Source organism: Leptolyngbya sp. FACHB-541, assembly GCF_014695875.1.
Lineage (GTDB): Bacteria > Cyanobacteriota > Cyanobacteriia > Elainellales > Elainellaceae > JAAUTN01.
Genome location: NZ_JACJPC010000021.1, coordinates 1 through 14579, shown reverse-complemented (window position 1 = coordinate 14579; position 14579 = coordinate 1). Strand labels below are relative to the sequence as shown.

The following is a 14579-nucleotide window of genomic DNA, read 5'->3' as shown; positions in this document are numbered from 1 at the left end:
GAGGTTTGGGAAAGCCTTAATTCCTATTATCCAAAAGCTGCCGCAGCTTTGGGTAATCGACTTTAGCATTGTGGCGTTTGTCTACTGGGATTTTTTTGACGATTTTGTAGTTTTGGATTTGTGCCCAGACAAGAGTTTCGTGAAGTGAATGGAGGGGCGATCGCTGACCGTCTACATTCGTCCAGCCTTTACTCATAACGCCCGACTTTAGCTCAATCACTAACACTCTTTGCTCATTCTGCTGCACCACTGCCGTTCGGCGAATGGCTGGATGCAAAGAGGCGGCTGTCTCAACAGCGAAAGGACAAAGAATACCCAAATTGTCCTGGATTCGGGCACTACAGCGCCCCAGCAGCCAAACCCGTCCTTGGATATCCAGGTAGCCTTCGTCGCCTGTGCGGTGCCAGATGACTCCATCCACCTGGAATTTAGTTTCTTCATTGCCTCGTCCGTGCAGGTAGCTAGACAGAACGTGCGCGCCCCTAACGACGATTTCCCCTGCTTGCTTTGGGGGTAGACAGACTGCATCAAATTCGGTTTGAGAATAGGCACCGATGGGATTTCCCCACTGATGCGGTAAGATTCGCAGTTGAATTTCGGGTACAGGCAAACCTGCAAGTAGTCCCTGTCCTTGAGCCATTTGCTCCAGGTCATGAGGCTGGATTTGCTGCCGCGAAATGTGGGTGATCGGCTCAGCTTCGGTGGAGCCGTAGACAGCAGTCACTTTAGCTTGAGGGGCGATTTGCTGCAATTGTTCTAACAGTTGCGGAAAGACAGGCGCACCCCCACTGAAGATGTTTTCAAAGCTAGGCAGGGTTAGTTTTTGGGTTTGGCAATGCTCTACCAGACGTGCCAGAAATGCAGGAGAAGCAGCGGTGCTGTGAGGCTGGTAAGTTTGAATCTGCTGGATCACATGACTGGCATTCACCTTGCCTGGAAAGCGTAGGTTTGCATTGGGGATCAAGCTGGTTACGCCAGATGCCAAATTCGCTAGAGCAAAGATGGGCAAGGTAGTTAGGTCAATTTTTCCAGCGGTTAGTTCCAGATTTTTCTGGAGAACTCGATGCTGAGCAATTAAGAATCCGTGCGATCGCACTACTGCCTTGGGTTGCCCGGTGCTGCCACTAGTGAAGGTCAACAGGGCTGGCGTGTCTGCCGTAATAGAAGCAATTTGGGTCAGCGGTTGTAACCTCTGAGCCGATTCCCAGCGTTTCGCACCGGGAACGGGGAAACCGATTGAGTATTTAACTGAAATTTGCTGGAGAGCAGGCGATCGCACCCTCAGCAAATGCGCTTTAGAACTGGCAATGAGTGCCTGAGGCGGATAGAGGGCGCAGCACCGTTCCAGATGTTCCTGTCCGGCAGATGGATCGAGGAACATGGCTACCATTCCCAGTTGGAAGACTGCCATCAGCGCCACATAAAGCTGTGCTGACATGGGCTGGAAAATCAATGCTGCATCACCTGCCCTCAGTCCTGACTGCTGCAACAGCGCGGCAGCCTGATTTGCGAACTGTAGCAACTCTGCAAATGTTAGAGAGCCAAATCGAGGATCGATGATGGCTACTGTATCAGGTTGAGTTTTTGCCTGACTCTGAAGGATTTCAGCAATATTCATTGAGCCATTTTATGGAGTGAGCGACTTGGCAAATAGGGTGTAGCCACGAATCGTCTGAGCATAGTGGCGGCTCAGGCTACGAGAATTGTTTTCATCGTGCATCAGAGCATGAATGGCGCGGCTGTAGCCTCGTTGGTGGGCGATCGCCTGACATTCAGCAACCAAAAAATTTCCCAGTCCGGCATATTGGCGATCGGGCAGCACCGCTACTGTTTTGATGATGACGGTACTAATTTTCTCACCCCGCTTTGCTTGTAGTAGATCAGGGATTGCGAACAAAAAGCCAACCAGTCGCCCCTCATGCTCTGCCATCAGCACCAACTCAGGCTGAAGGTGGGGAAGTATCTGACTGTACTGAGCGGCGAACTCAGGGAAAGCGATCGGCGTGTAAAGAAAATTTTGGCGAAAACTGGTGAGACAGAGGCGATAAATTTTTTCTAGCTCTGAGCCAAACTGCTGGAGGTTGAGCGATCGCACCCTTACCTCCAATTCTTCTAGCCGCCCTGCAACCCGTTCCAATCGAGGATCTTGCTGAGTCAAATCAGAATTCATAGCAGAGCTATAGTGAGCCAGCACTGTAAACCCCTGTGCCCGAAACTGATCGCACCATTGGTCTGGATTATCCGGCTCCAAAAAGAAAATTGGCTCACTGCCCCGCTCGCTCAGCAACCGATAGCGTCGCCAGGTATTGCCATCTATTGGAGCGACTGCCATTGTGCAGCCCTGTTCCAACAACTGCTGGCAGGCATGGTCGAGCAGCCGATGAGCAGCGTCCGCATTCTGAACTGCGTAGTGCCCGATTAATCCTAGTTTCTGCTCAGGATAAGGGGGAACATTTCTCCACCAAAGAGAGCAGCGCCCGGCAATCGCTCCCTCCTCGACTAACACCCAATGAGCATCCGGTGAATGGCTCACAAAACTTTGAGCATCCAAAGCAGACAGCCCACTCAACCTGAATAATTCTGTAAGCTGATTTGAGTTCTCAATCTGAAGAAATTGGTACATTGGAGCCAAGCTCTAAAACCGCAACAGATATGGAGCTAACCCTAGAAGCGACCCGATCGCTGTATATCCAGCACGACAGAGCCAGTTGAGCGTATCGGTAGGGCGTTTTCGCAGAAAAGGTTGGGTGAAATAGTAGGCGATCGCAGGTAAAGCAATGCCCACCAGCGACACCAGTACGCAGAAGACAGACGTAAGGGATAGTCCTTCTAACAACAGCAACGGAGCAAACATGAGTAGCCACCCTTTAACCACATAGGTGGTTAGCAGTGTCAGGTTAGTGGGTTTCCAGTAGTTCAAAGGTGACATGCCAGCGATGCCGATGATGGCAAGGTTTGCAGCAAAGGACAGGGTGTAAGGGTAGAGAAATTCGGGGCGATTGAATGTGCCAAACAGAAATAACCAGAGCAGCCCCGCAGCCGCAACGCTCAACACCGCATAAATGTTATGAATTCTCTCCCAATGGGCATTCGGACTTTTGGAATCACTTTCTGACGGTAGCCAGGGCATTGCTTGCCGCTCTTCTAGCGTAAGTGGGATTTCTCGTTGCTTGATCCAGGAAATGAGTAGTGGATAGGTAAGAAACAAAATGGCGGGTGCCAGCAGCCATTGCCAACCGCCCAAGGTCCAACTAAGATAGCCGATGAAAGCAGTTCCCAGCAGTGCACTGTCGTTGAGCGTGGTGCGCTGTCGCCAGCACAGCACAAACGTGACCAAGAGCAAGGTGACGATGAGGCGCACCAGTAGCGTCAGTGCGTCCATTTCCAGGTAAAGCTTGAGCAAAATGAAGCCGCCCAGAGGAATGAACAGGTTGTCTAATCCCTGCCAGGCGATCGCCTCTATCAACATCACCAACAGTCCCAGAATTAGCGCAATCAGCAGAGTTTCTGCCCGTCCAATATCAGTCAACAACAGCAGCGGAATGTGAACACTAAGAAAGGCGATTGTGAAAAAGGTGATGGAGCCTTCTGCACTCTTGTACCCGTCAGTGGTGGTGTAGTGAAACTGCCCATAACGCACGCCAATCACTGCGGCGACTGCATCCGCCAGGGTCAGGATCAGCATGGGAATGCAAAATAGCAGCGGATCACCCTGCGACAGCAAAAACAGTACGCCTACGGAAATGGGAAAGTAAATTTCACCGAGCGATCGCCTGCCCACGCCGCCCAAAACACTGCCCAGTCGGGTTGTTAGTGGTTTGTAGAGTCGCAGTGCCAGCAACCAAACAATAGCGATCCCGGCTAGCACCAGCACAGGCAGCGTTTTGCTAAACAGCCAGGGAAAGCTGAGCGTGATCAGCCCCATTGGAATGTGCAGCAACTTCCGCACCAGTTCTGGATGAGGGGAGAAGTGGTACTGATAAACTCGCAGTCCAACCATTAGCCCGACCAGCGTAGATAGAACTAAGCCCATTGCAAGCCAGGGGTTCAGTGAGGCGGAGAGAGGGAAGAGGGACAGAGAGGAAGGGGTCATTTGATGATTTCCTCTACGATGAAGGCGCTGTAGAAGAAGGCTTTATCCTGAGCGTGGAGGGATTGTGCTAGTTCCATCAGCGGTTGGAGTTGGTCTGCCATTGTTGCAGGTCTGCTGCGAGGCACAAGCATATTCCAATAGGCTAGCCGTCCGCCGGGGCGACCTGCTTTGACCAGGCGTTGCAGCAGTTGGTGATAGTGGTCAGGCGAGAGATATTCAAAAATGTCGCTGAGGTTGTAGTGGTTGATGGCATTCTCGCCAACGGTGTCCAAGAAATTCTCTAGGGAAATGCATTGCCATTCCAGGCGATCGAGGTTGTTGCGAATTGCGTCAAAGTTTTCTGGACGCAGGGTGTAGGGTAAGGCGGTGAGATGCTGTCCGGTGAGAATCCACTGAAGGTAAGGGTTCTCGGCTGGATCTAAAGCAGTGAGGGCATAACGGGTTCTTTCTAGAATGCGATCGCCCACACGACCTTCCACATATTTGAAGAAGCTGGGATCGCGTCCCAGTCCCATCACAAAGCGCGAGAAGAACAGGCGAAACAGCGATCGCCAGCGCCAGGTGTCCCAGTCTTGCTGATAGAAAGTTTGGCGTTGTTCGAGAGTGCCGCCTTTGAGCAAGCGATTCACTTGTTCTCGGTGATGGATCAGAGGCAAAATGTAGCGGCGAAAGATAGCGAAGTAACGTTCAAATCGTCCAGCCTCACCGATGCCCTTGCGAATTGCGGCACTCCTACGATCCCAAAACTGCTGCACATCGCCCGAAAGCTGCTTACGACAGCGTTGATATAGGGCTTCTCGGTCTTTACCTAATCGAGACCCAATTAGAATCAGCAGTTCATCGTGACTCAGTTCTCGGTAGGCAGCGACACGCAGTTCCAGGCAAGCAAGCTGAGCGGAACTCAGATCCAGAGCTATCACCCGCTCTGGACTGCGGCTCAGCATTGCCAGAGCGTTATCCCCAGCTGAGGCAATGGATAGACACACCTGTCCTGGCTGAATGTCTAACGCTTGCAGCAAGATATCGGCATCTTCCCAAACCTGAGCGTAGCGAATTTGAGAAAAGTCAGCGCGGGCTGCAATTTCACTGTCCATTGCCGACCTCCACCAGAGGTGAGGCAGAATCAGACGAATTGGGGGAAGGGGTAATTTCTTGGGAATAGTCCTGGGCGATCACCTCCACCGCAATCCGTCGCACCATCCCCGTGCTGCCGTCCATCTCTACCCAGTCGCCATCCTTGAGCCACTGCGTCACCTGCGGAATCGAGACGATCGCCGGAATGCCCATCTCCCGCGCCACGATTGCGGAATGAGACAGCAAACTACCCCGCTCGACCAGCAGCCCTGCTGCCGCCGGAAACAGCATAATCCAACCGGGATCGGTGCGTTCTGCAACTAAAATGCTTCCCTGACGCAGAGTTGCCTGTCTGGGATCAGTAATCACCTGCACGGGCGCGCGAACGATTCCAGGACAGCAGCCTGTGCCCTTTAAAGAGTCTCCGTCGGCAGGTTTTACTGTAGCTTTAGGCTGGAATGAGTTCTGGTAAACGATGCCGTGAGTTTCAAAGCGATCGCCCGGAGCAGGCAACTGCCGATAGCGTGCAAATTCTGCCTGTCGTAGAGCGACCAATCCTTTTAAGTCAGTGCAGGTCGCAGTACCGTCAATGAAACTGAGGATTTCGTTCAATTCCAGGTAAAAAATATCTCTAGGTGAGCTTAGTGCGTCCTGCCCATAGAAACGTTTGCCCAGTTCTACAAATACCTGGCGGGTACGACCAAACAGACGAGTGCGTTCAAATCGCAGGTTTTCGCGATCGCGCACTCGTTCCCTAGCATTTTTCAACACCCAAGAAAAAATTAGACGGCGTAAAGCATGTCCTTGGAGAGATTGTTTTACCGTTGCCTCGGCTTGTTGTCTTAGGGAAGCGGTTGCGTTGAGCTCCTTAAATTCCCGTTGAAAAGGGAAACTTTGAGTTTGAGACTGCGCCAGTTGTCCCACCGATCGCAACAGCACCAGGGGATCATCATAAAGAGTGGGGCTTTCGAGCTTGAGTTCTTCTAGACAGCGATCGCCAAATTTCTGCAAATATTCCTGATACGGCTGATGAAAAGCTGGGATCAGTTCTATTTGAGGGAGAATCTGCTCGAGCGATCCCGTGCACAGCAGTTGTACAAACGTTTGATCTTGAGTTGCGATCGCCGCAAGCTGCTGCACTCTATGGGCGGGTTCTGCGCTGATCACGCCCCCCTCACCGCTGACCAGATCGTTTTGCAGCGTTCCCTCCGTGTCGCTACACCACTGAGTCGTCAGTTTTCGCAACACGCCGTAAAAGATCATCGCAAAGAAATCGTTGACCAGCGGTGCATCCCAGCGGGTGAGCAGTTGTCTCTCCAGGCTGCGGTAATAGGTTGCCAGTTCATCGGGTCGCATTTCCGCTAAACCAGCCGGAAGATGAGATAGGTTTAACGCCCGTTCTAGCCGTTGATAAAATCGTTGAATTTGCTGGGGCAGGGTGAAATAGTTTTTCAGCAGCCCTGCAATGCTGCTAACTAACCGAAAACCGTCCTGTAACCGGGCTTTCCAGTTTGCTCCGGTTAGCTCTGTCAGAATCTCGGCAGGCAGTTCTTCCCGAACGCCCATCATTTGCTCCATAAAGCGGCGGTTGACGGTGAATCCGGGCAGCAGTGCCAGCACCTGATACCAGCTCAACAGGTTGTAGTAGATGCGTCCCTGCACTAAGCCCAACATGCGGCGGAAGGTGCTGTCGTGCTGGGCGATCGCCCCTTCTGGCACGCCCATGATTCGGCAAAACTGACGATAAACTTCCTCATAGGCGCGACGGGCAAAGGAAAAGGTCAGCGGAGTAGTAACTCCGCCATAGCTTTCAGCAATGTTGCTGTTGTCCCAGAGATTTAGCACTCCGTCAGGGTCGGGCATCTGCGCCAGAGCGGTAATCGGTCGAGCTTGTAGCAAATACAGCTTGCCGGATGGGTCGATCGCCCATTCGATATCCTGGGGACGACCAAAGTGCGCTTCAACTTGACGGGCAAGGTTGGCGATCGCCCGAACTTGCTCATCGGTGAGAACGGGCTGCTGAACCAGCACTGAATCCACTTCAACTGACGCAATTTCTTGACGGTCGGGAACATAGCGGTGCGCCCATCGCTTTTCTACGAGCTGCTGACTCACGATTTCGCCCGCCCGATTCACCTGATAGCTATCTGCATCCACTTCTCCCGATACCAGGGCTGTTCCCAGTCCATAAACGGCTGAAACTAGGGCGATCGCTCTTTGCCCAGTCACGGGATTGGCGCTAAAGGCAACCCCCGAAACTTGGGCATCTACCATTACCTGAACCATCACCGCTGGAGCGGTAGGGAGATCAAGCTGGTTTTCCTGACGGTAGGCGAGCAGGCGATCGCTAAACCCCGAGCGCCACACGTCCACAATCCGTTTTGCTACATCTTGCGGTTCGACAAACAAGAAACTATCCAGTTGTCCTGCAAAGGAGTGCTGCGCTCCATCTTCGTCAATGGCTGAAGATCGCACAGCAACTCGTTCGCCTTTAGGACAAAGTGCAGCTAGAGCAGTTCTCAATTCTGCTTGAACAGATTCACTAAGGTGAAGGTTGTCAAGGGCTGTGCGGACCTCTGTTGGGGTAAGGGGCGATCGCTCAGCCTCAATCAAACTGTGATCAGCTAAACCGTGATCAGCCAAACTCCGGTCAAACGCAGTTGGGGTTACGACAAACCAGCCAGGAATTGGTAATTTTTTTTGGGCTAATGCTGCCAGTGCACCAGCCTTGCCCCCCAGCTGATTAGCCGCGTTTGCATCACTGGCTTGAAGAATAAAGCTCATCGAACCCTCCTGGATCGACTTAGACCAGCCTTAACTGGCAAATTCCCGCAGCAGTACTGGAACAATTCCCAAACATAGATAAATGGTTAATGCCCAAACCCCAGATACCAGATCAATTCTCGTTGCCCACTGCCGCACGGGGTGATACCAAAACCGCCACGCCACAAACACTGCCGCTGTCAACAACAACAGCAACACAATGGTGAACAGTGGGGCAAAACGGATATACAGCGCTGCCAAAAGAGAAGCAAGTGTGGTCAGCCAAATCGCACCCAACCAGGCTCTAACTGCATTCTGTCGCCCCCACAAGGCAGAATAGGTCTCTACACCTCGTTCCTCATCTTTAGGAGCACGAATTTTGCGCCCGATCTCAAGTACCAACCCAATTAAATAGCTGACGACGGAAAACCACACTACCCCTTGCGATGGTGCAACGCCTGCTGACAGCCAATCACAAGCGGTCGCAGACAGCGCAATCAGTGGCATAATCACCATGTGGCTCAGCATATACACAACGGGATGACCCTTGAGCCATGCGGGTACAAAAAACTCTTTGGTCATCAGACCGAGATAGCCCCACACCAGCAGCAAAAGTGGTGCCAAAAAGGGAGACAGCGCCAGTGTTAACCCTAGCTGAATAAAGGCGCTGCTAATGCCAACAATGCCCAGTTCCTTGAGCGAGACTAGACCTCGCGGTACGGCACGGTAAGGGCGATAGCGGAAATCATCGGCATAATCTTTAAATTCGTCGGCAATGCGTAGTTGGAGAAAAAATAAGAAGGTAATTAGGAAAGCAATGCAAGCTGCTCCAAAAGTTTGTAGAGAAGTTCTACCTTCAATTGGCCCGCGCAGCAAGGCTGAATAGCTGACTGCAGAAAAGCTAAAACAAGCAATCAGCAGTCCGTTTTTTACTAAGGGGAACCGTTCTTGTAAATACGTCCACCAGCGTCCCAGAATGTTTTGCAATCGTTCGAACATGTTTACGGATTTGATCAGGTTTCTTTAGGTTGAGCCACAGATTGAGCTGCTTTGCCACGGGCAAGCCGTTGATGGGCACGGGTAAACTCACCAGAGCAAAGCGCTCCAATGATAGACAACTCTCCTGCTAATAGCAGCCCTGCACCGACTTCAGCAAAAGCCTTGGCGTTACCAGCTCCAGCTAGCCCCAAAATTTCTAGACATGCCTGCTGGCTAGGTAAGCTTGTGCCTCCTCCCACCGTGCCTACAATCAGATTTGGTAGTGTCACCGCAGCATAGAGTGCCCCAGTTTCGGTAACTTCAAAGCGGGTGACTCCAACGGCAGATTCAGCAACGCAGGCAGCATCTTGCCCACAAGCAATATACAGTGCAGCTAACCCATTCGCGTAGTGCCCCTGAATGCCAATTGTGCCCGTTAAAGTGCCGCCGATCGCCGACATCTGCCAGTAGTTGACCATCTGCTTTGGGGTCGTGTGCAGCCGCTTTTGCACCAAGTCTGCGGGGAGGGTCACTTCAGCGGTGACTTTTTTGCCACGTACTGAGAGAAAGGATTGGGCGCTGGCTTTTTTGTCTCCAGATAAATTCGCTTCAACAAACGAATACTGAGGCTGAATCGGAGAGTGGGCTTGAATGTAGTCCAAAATTGCCTGAGTCGCGATCGTGACCATATTTTGTCCAGCCGCATCACCCGTAGTGAACTGGAAGTCGAGGTAGACGTGATTGCCTTCGACAGTGATTCGCAAGTCAGTGAGTTTGCCGTAGCGGGTCGTGGATTCGGCGCATTGTTTGAATTGAGGCTGATGGGCGATCGCCCACGCCATAAACTGCCCCACCTCTGCCAAATTGCAAAAAGCAAACCCAGGCGCACGGCTAACCCCTTCATTCAGCAAGACTGCGGTACAGCCTCCTACCTCGCTAATCAGTTGACTGCCGCGATGGTAAGAGGCAACCAGCGCTGCCTCAGTCGTCGCTAGGGGAATATAGTAGTCGCCCTGAGCAAACAACCCGTTAACCCGCAGTGGCCCAGCCACCCCTACCGGAACCTTGACTGTACCGATAAAGTTTTCGACATTGCGGCGATAGCACTCCATTTGCTGTAGCGTCTGAGCATCGGCTAAAGCTGCCTGAGTCACAGGCTTTGCCTGAAGAATTTGCCAACGTCGCGCTATGGTTTCAGGGGTTAAGCGTGACCCACCGGGTATCTTGGGCGATGGGTGGGTTAGCTTAGCTGCAAGCTGTTGCTTCAATTGTTCAAGATTAGACTGTGAGGACGGCAACCCATCCAGCTGAGGTTGCAGCAAGCATTCCAGATATTCACTAGCGTGGCGATAATGAGTTGACATTGATCAAGCGCCTTTTTGCCCAACCGCACTGATGGCTTTCTGATTGGGATGATATGCACAATTTATGCTGTTTTCCATGAAACTAGCTTGCAATCTGTACCAGTCTGACTGGCTGGAACAGTTGACGAAAGAATTTTAGACACTCCTCATCTGTCTAAAGTCTAAAGTCCTTTCACAGTAACCGCGACGAAACCTATAGAAATTCACTTTTGCTGATCTCTAGCGGAAGTAGGTGGTTTGGTTTGATATAGCAAAACCCTTGTAAGCGTTGGGTTTCGCTATGCTTCACTCACCTACAATAGAGATGGAATAGAGATGGCACCTGCAAAAACTTACTTAATTATGCCGATCAAACCATTAGTCCAACCTTGGCAGGCTCAGATGGGCTTTCAGCGAGATTGGGTTTGGCGAGGCTGGCAAACTCGCTATACCTACATTCGGGCTGCTAAAACGGCTGACCCAACTGCGCCACCGCTGTTGTTTTTACACGGTTTTGGTTCGGCGATCGCCCAGTGGCATTCCAACCTTGTTTCCCTGAGCCAGTCCCACACCATTTACGCCCTCGATATGTTAGGCTTTGGGGCTTCTGAAAAAGCAGCAGCGCCCTATCGAGTCGATTTATGGGTCGACCAGGTTTACGATTTCTGGCGCACCTTGATTGGACAGCCAGTGGTACTGGTTGGTCATTCTTTGGGAGCATTAGTGTCCTTAACTGCAGCCGTCGCGCACCCGGAGATGATTCGGGGATTGGTGCTGATTACGCTGCCTGCCGCTCGTCAGGAAACGCTCCCTGAGTGGCTTCAGCCGATTGTGAATACACTAGAAGGAGCTTTTTCCTCGCCTTTACTGATTCGACCACTATTTAACCTGATTCGTCGCCCCAACGTTTTAAGGTCAATTTTGCGATTAGCCTATACCAATCCCGAAAATGTAACGGAGGATGCGGTTGCAAGTTTTGTTGCGCCAGCCTTAGATAGGGGTGCGGCTCAGGCATTTTGTCGGCTCTCTCAAGCCAGAACTAAGACGAACTTTAGCCCTCAAACAAAGCTGTTGTTGCCTCAGCTTCAAGCTCCTACTCTGATGCTGTGGGGAGAGCAGGACAAGATCATTCCCCTTGCTTGGGGAAGGCAACTTCCAGCGCTCAATCCGCTACTGCAAATGGTGGAAATCCCGGAGACGGGACATTTTCTTTATGAGGAGCGATCGCAGCAGGTCAACGAGGAAATTCTGACCTGGAGTCGACAATTTTCTAAAACTGTTCCCTGAATTTCCTGAAGACTTAGCTGCGATAACCGTTAGCTAGACAGTTTCCCAGGTCAAGGTTTTGCTTATGCTCCTTGTCCTGCAACCGCGTCCGCCAATCCCGGATGGCTGCGGCTGTGCGAGAAATTGGAGAAACATAGCCATCTGAGCTAGTAGCTTCCTCCTGCTCTGGATTAGCCAAACGCCGCTGGGTGTTCATGCAGTCGGCTAGCTGATCAAGATGGGGTTCTAAGTCGAGAGCCCGGAGGATTTGCTTAGCGGAACGGTAGCGATCGCGAGGAGAAATTTTCAGCATCTTGCCCAGGATGACAGCAAAGTGGTCGCTCACCTGCACAAACTCCTGCCAGCAGATCTCAGCCGTTGCCGGATCGTAGTCAAACTCTAGCGGCGGCTTGCCCGTTAACAGATACAGACACGTCACCCCAATCGCATAAATATCACTGGCATACAACGGTCTCAAAGAAAGTTGCTCTGGAGGGGCAAAGCCAACGGTACCGACAAAATTGGTAGTAGTTGCTTTCTGAGTCACCTCGCTAGCCTGAGCAATCTGTTCCTTGACGGCGCCAAAGTCAATCAACACCAGACGACCATCATCCTGACAGCGAATAATGTTGGGGGGTTTGATATCGCGGTGAATTACCTTGTGGCGATGAATGTAGTCCAGGACGGGCAAAATTTCCCGCAAAAATCGCTTGACTGCTGCCTCAGACTGAACGCCGCCATTTTTTACCTCTTTGGCTAACGTACAACCCTTGATGTATTCCTGAATCAGGTAAAACTCGCCGTCTAGCTCAAAATAGTCTAAGAGCTGTGGCACCTGAGCATGGCTACCCAACTGGCTTAGGGTCTTGGCTTCACGCTCAAACCGCTCTTTAGCTCGCTCAAGGATGGCTGGATTACTAACCTTGGGGCAAAGCTGCTTAATCACGCACAGGGGTGTACCTGGCAGAGTCATGTCTCTTGCAAGGAAGGTCACTCCAAAGCCGCCTCGTCCTAACGCACGAACGATTCTGTAGCGATCGCGAAATAGCTTTCTAGAACCGCACAGTTGACCCAAATGAGTCTGATGCTGAGCAGAAGAGCGCAGATTAGACAGCGTTGCAATAGAACAATCCATTCGGTTGAAGCAAATTGGGTGGATCTAAGGGGATCGCTAAGTGGATCTAGGGAGACAGATAGCTTCAATATTAGCGCCAAGTGCGACTTAGTGTGATGCTATTGTAAAGCCCTAATCCTGAAATTAGGATCAGAACTTGCAGATTCAGAACTTGCAGATCTCGAAAGGTGCTTTTGTAGACTCTTGTCAAACTTGTGGTAAACCATGACTATTCTCTCGGAGCAAATTCTCTTAGAGCCAGTTTTTCTCAGGAGTGTTTGAACTAGAGTACTTCAAATTTGAACGTCTGGTAATGCATTGCCCAATTTGATGCAATTGTCGATCCTCAAGAAGGTTTACGCATCAGTATTTTTGAGGATTAGTGAAGAATTAGCAAAGACAACGATGAAGGGACAAATCTTGAATTGGCAGAGTTGTGAGTTCTTGAAGTCTAAAGTTACTGCCAAAAGTCAACAACGTCGTAACCAAGGTCTCCCAACATCTGTCGTAGCAGCGGTAAGCTCAGTCCAATCACGTTGGTGTGACAGCCTTCCAGTTTTTCAACAAATAATCCCCCTCGTCCATCAATTGCGAAGCAACCTGCACAATTTAATGGTTCTCCAGTAGAGACGTAAGCTTCGATTTGGCGATCGCTTACCTGAGCAAAGAAGACTCGCGTTACCTGACAGCGCACCAGCGTCTTTTGCTGAGTTTGATCAATCAGGGCGTGCCCGGTGTAGAGCTCGCCGACTTTTCCTCGCATTTGCTGCCAGCGGGCGATCGCCTCTGCTGGATTTGCAGGCTTTCCATGGATCTCACAATTTAGCGCCAGCACCGAATCGCAACCCATTACCAGCGCATCTTTAAACTTTGGAGCAACGACCTCTGCCTTACGTTGAGCTAGAAGCTGCACAAATTCTGCTGGGTTCGTTTCCTGAACCTGCGATTCGTCAAAATCACTGGGCTGGACAATAGCCTCAATTCCAGCATCTTGGAGCAACTGCCGTCGTGCTGGGGATGCAGAAGCCAGCACAAAAGTGGGGACACTTCTCATTGGACTAAAAATAATATTTTTTGTGGAAGGAGAAGATAGGTTTCACGACCTTCTCCCTCCATGCAACCCGACTCAGGTTAATAGACTGAAAAAGAACTCACTACATCCTGAAACAGGGCTTTCATCTTGGGCCAACGCCCTTCTGTAGTAGAGAGGTTCAACGTAAATAGCTGTCCTCGTCGAACAGCAACACTAGCTAAATTGTGACGCTCTTGCTGGTTGGGCAGCTTCACCGCATACTCCAGCCAATAGTAAATTGTGTCACCAATCTGCTTTGACTCAGCGTTGACTAACTCTGCTTCTCGACCTGAATCAGGAGGGGCGATCGCATTTTTAGAAAGCTTGTAACCCACCTCACTGGGAGTCCCTAATTCCTGTAACGTCTTGCCAGCGGGCACCGGGCTAATCACAACACTGACATTTTCAGTTTCTTGAATTAAGTCATGAAATACGACATCAGGACCGTCGTCAACGCGAACCGGAACCCAACCATTGGGATATAAGAACTCGTAACCATCAGAGCTGTCGACATATCCCTTCAAACCAGCCGCCGCCGAAACGCAGCTCTGCAAGCTCAGGCTTAATACAACTAGCAGGACGACTGCAATTCGCTTCAGCATTGTTCTAAACTTCCTCAAAACTTTTGGGTAGCACCACGAAAAAACTTTTGGGGCTTTTCCCACTTGTATGTATGTGACTTTATTGTCTCATCAACCGATGCATCTGTTGTACCTCAATCAAGGCTTCATTGCTTCAAGTAAAAAGCGCCCCCTTTCGGGAGCGCTTTTGCTTGAGCTGTGACTAGAGTCTAGCCAACAATGCTAGGAGCCTTCACAGAAGCGAGGTCGAGCGGGAAGTTGTGAGCATTGCGCTCGTGCATTACTTCCATACCCA

At 51.1% G+C, this 14579-nt stretch carries 11 protein-coding genes; 1 reads left to right on the top strand and 10 read right to left on the bottom strand.

Features of this window, described 5'->3' with window-relative positions; all coding sequences use genetic code 11:
- Nucleotides 1-16: 16 nt before the first annotated feature.
- From H6G00_RS03110 to H6G00_RS03080, 7 genes are read right to left on the bottom strand one after another with little or no spacing between them, the layout of a single operon-like run.
- A complete protein-coding gene (locus tag H6G00_RS03110) occupies nt 17-1618 on the bottom strand; it encodes an AMP-binding protein (RefSeq protein WP_190795593.1) in 1602 nt (533 codons plus the stop codon).
- 9 nt (nt 1619-1627) lie between these two features.
- On the bottom strand, nt 1628-2623 hold the full coding sequence (locus H6G00_RS03105) for a GNAT family N-acetyltransferase (RefSeq protein ID WP_190795592.1): 996 nt from the start codon (nt 2621-2623) through the stop codon (nt 1628-1630).
- 12 nt (nt 2624-2635) lie between these two features.
- Nucleotides 2636-4093, bottom strand: coding sequence for a hypothetical protein (locus tag H6G00_RS03100; RefSeq protein WP_190795591.1), 1458 nt, complete (start codon nt 4091-4093; stop codon nt 2636-2638).
- Nucleotides 4090-5187, bottom strand: a complete 1098-nt coding sequence (locus tag H6G00_RS03095; RefSeq protein WP_190795590.1) for a DUF3419 family protein — start codon at nt 5185-5187, stop codon at nt 4090-4092. The genes H6G00_RS03100 and H6G00_RS03095 overlap by 4 nt, the downstream gene beginning before the upstream one ends.
- Complete coding sequence (locus tag H6G00_RS03090) at nt 5177-7951, bottom strand: PEP/pyruvate-binding domain-containing protein (protein WP_190795589.1); 2775 nt, start codon at nt 7949-7951, stop codon at nt 5177-5179. The genes H6G00_RS03095 and H6G00_RS03090 overlap by 11 nt, the downstream gene beginning before the upstream one ends.
- A gap of 30 nt (nt 7952-7981) precedes the next feature.
- Entirely contained in the window at nt 7982-8929 is a 948-nt protein-coding gene (locus H6G00_RS03085; protein ID WP_199318281.1) for a UbiA family prenyltransferase, read from the bottom strand.
- A gap of 14 nt (nt 8930-8943) precedes the next feature.
- Nucleotides 8944-10272: a hydroxymethylglutaryl-CoA reductase gene (locus H6G00_RS03080; RefSeq protein WP_190795588.1), complete on the bottom strand. Its 1329-nt coding sequence runs from the start codon at nt 10270-10272 to the stop codon at nt 8944-8946.
- Nucleotides 10273-10587: 315 nt separating this feature from the next.
- On the opposite strand from H6G00_RS03080, the gene H6G00_RS03075 reads away from it, so the two are divergent.
- The gene (locus tag H6G00_RS03075; protein ID WP_242042104.1) at nt 10588-11538 is read left to right on the top strand and encodes an alpha/beta fold hydrolase; all 951 of its coding nucleotides are present in this window, start codon (nt 10588-10590) and stop codon (nt 11536-11538) included.
- A gap of 13 nt (nt 11539-11551) precedes the next feature.
- Here the strand turns inward: H6G00_RS03075 and H6G00_RS03070 are convergent, their stop codons facing one another.
- From H6G00_RS03070 to psbP, 3 genes are all read right to left on the bottom strand, one after another.
- A complete protein-coding gene (locus H6G00_RS03070; protein ID WP_190795587.1) occupies nt 11552-12652 on the bottom strand; it encodes a serine/threonine-protein kinase in 1101 nt (366 codons plus the stop codon).
- Between the two features lie 436 nt (nt 12653-13088).
- Nucleotides 13089-13685 carry a nucleoside triphosphate pyrophosphatase gene (locus H6G00_RS03065; protein WP_190795586.1) on the bottom strand — a complete coding sequence of 199 codons (597 nt, stop codon included), beginning with the start codon at nt 13683-13685 and terminating at the stop codon, nt 13089-13091.
- A gap of 77 nt (nt 13686-13762) precedes the next feature.
- Nucleotides 13763-14305, bottom strand: coding sequence for a photosystem II reaction center PsbP (gene psbP, locus H6G00_RS03060; RefSeq protein WP_190795585.1), 543 nt, complete (start codon nt 14303-14305; stop codon nt 13763-13765).
- Between the last annotated feature and the right edge of the window lie 274 nt (nt 14306-14579).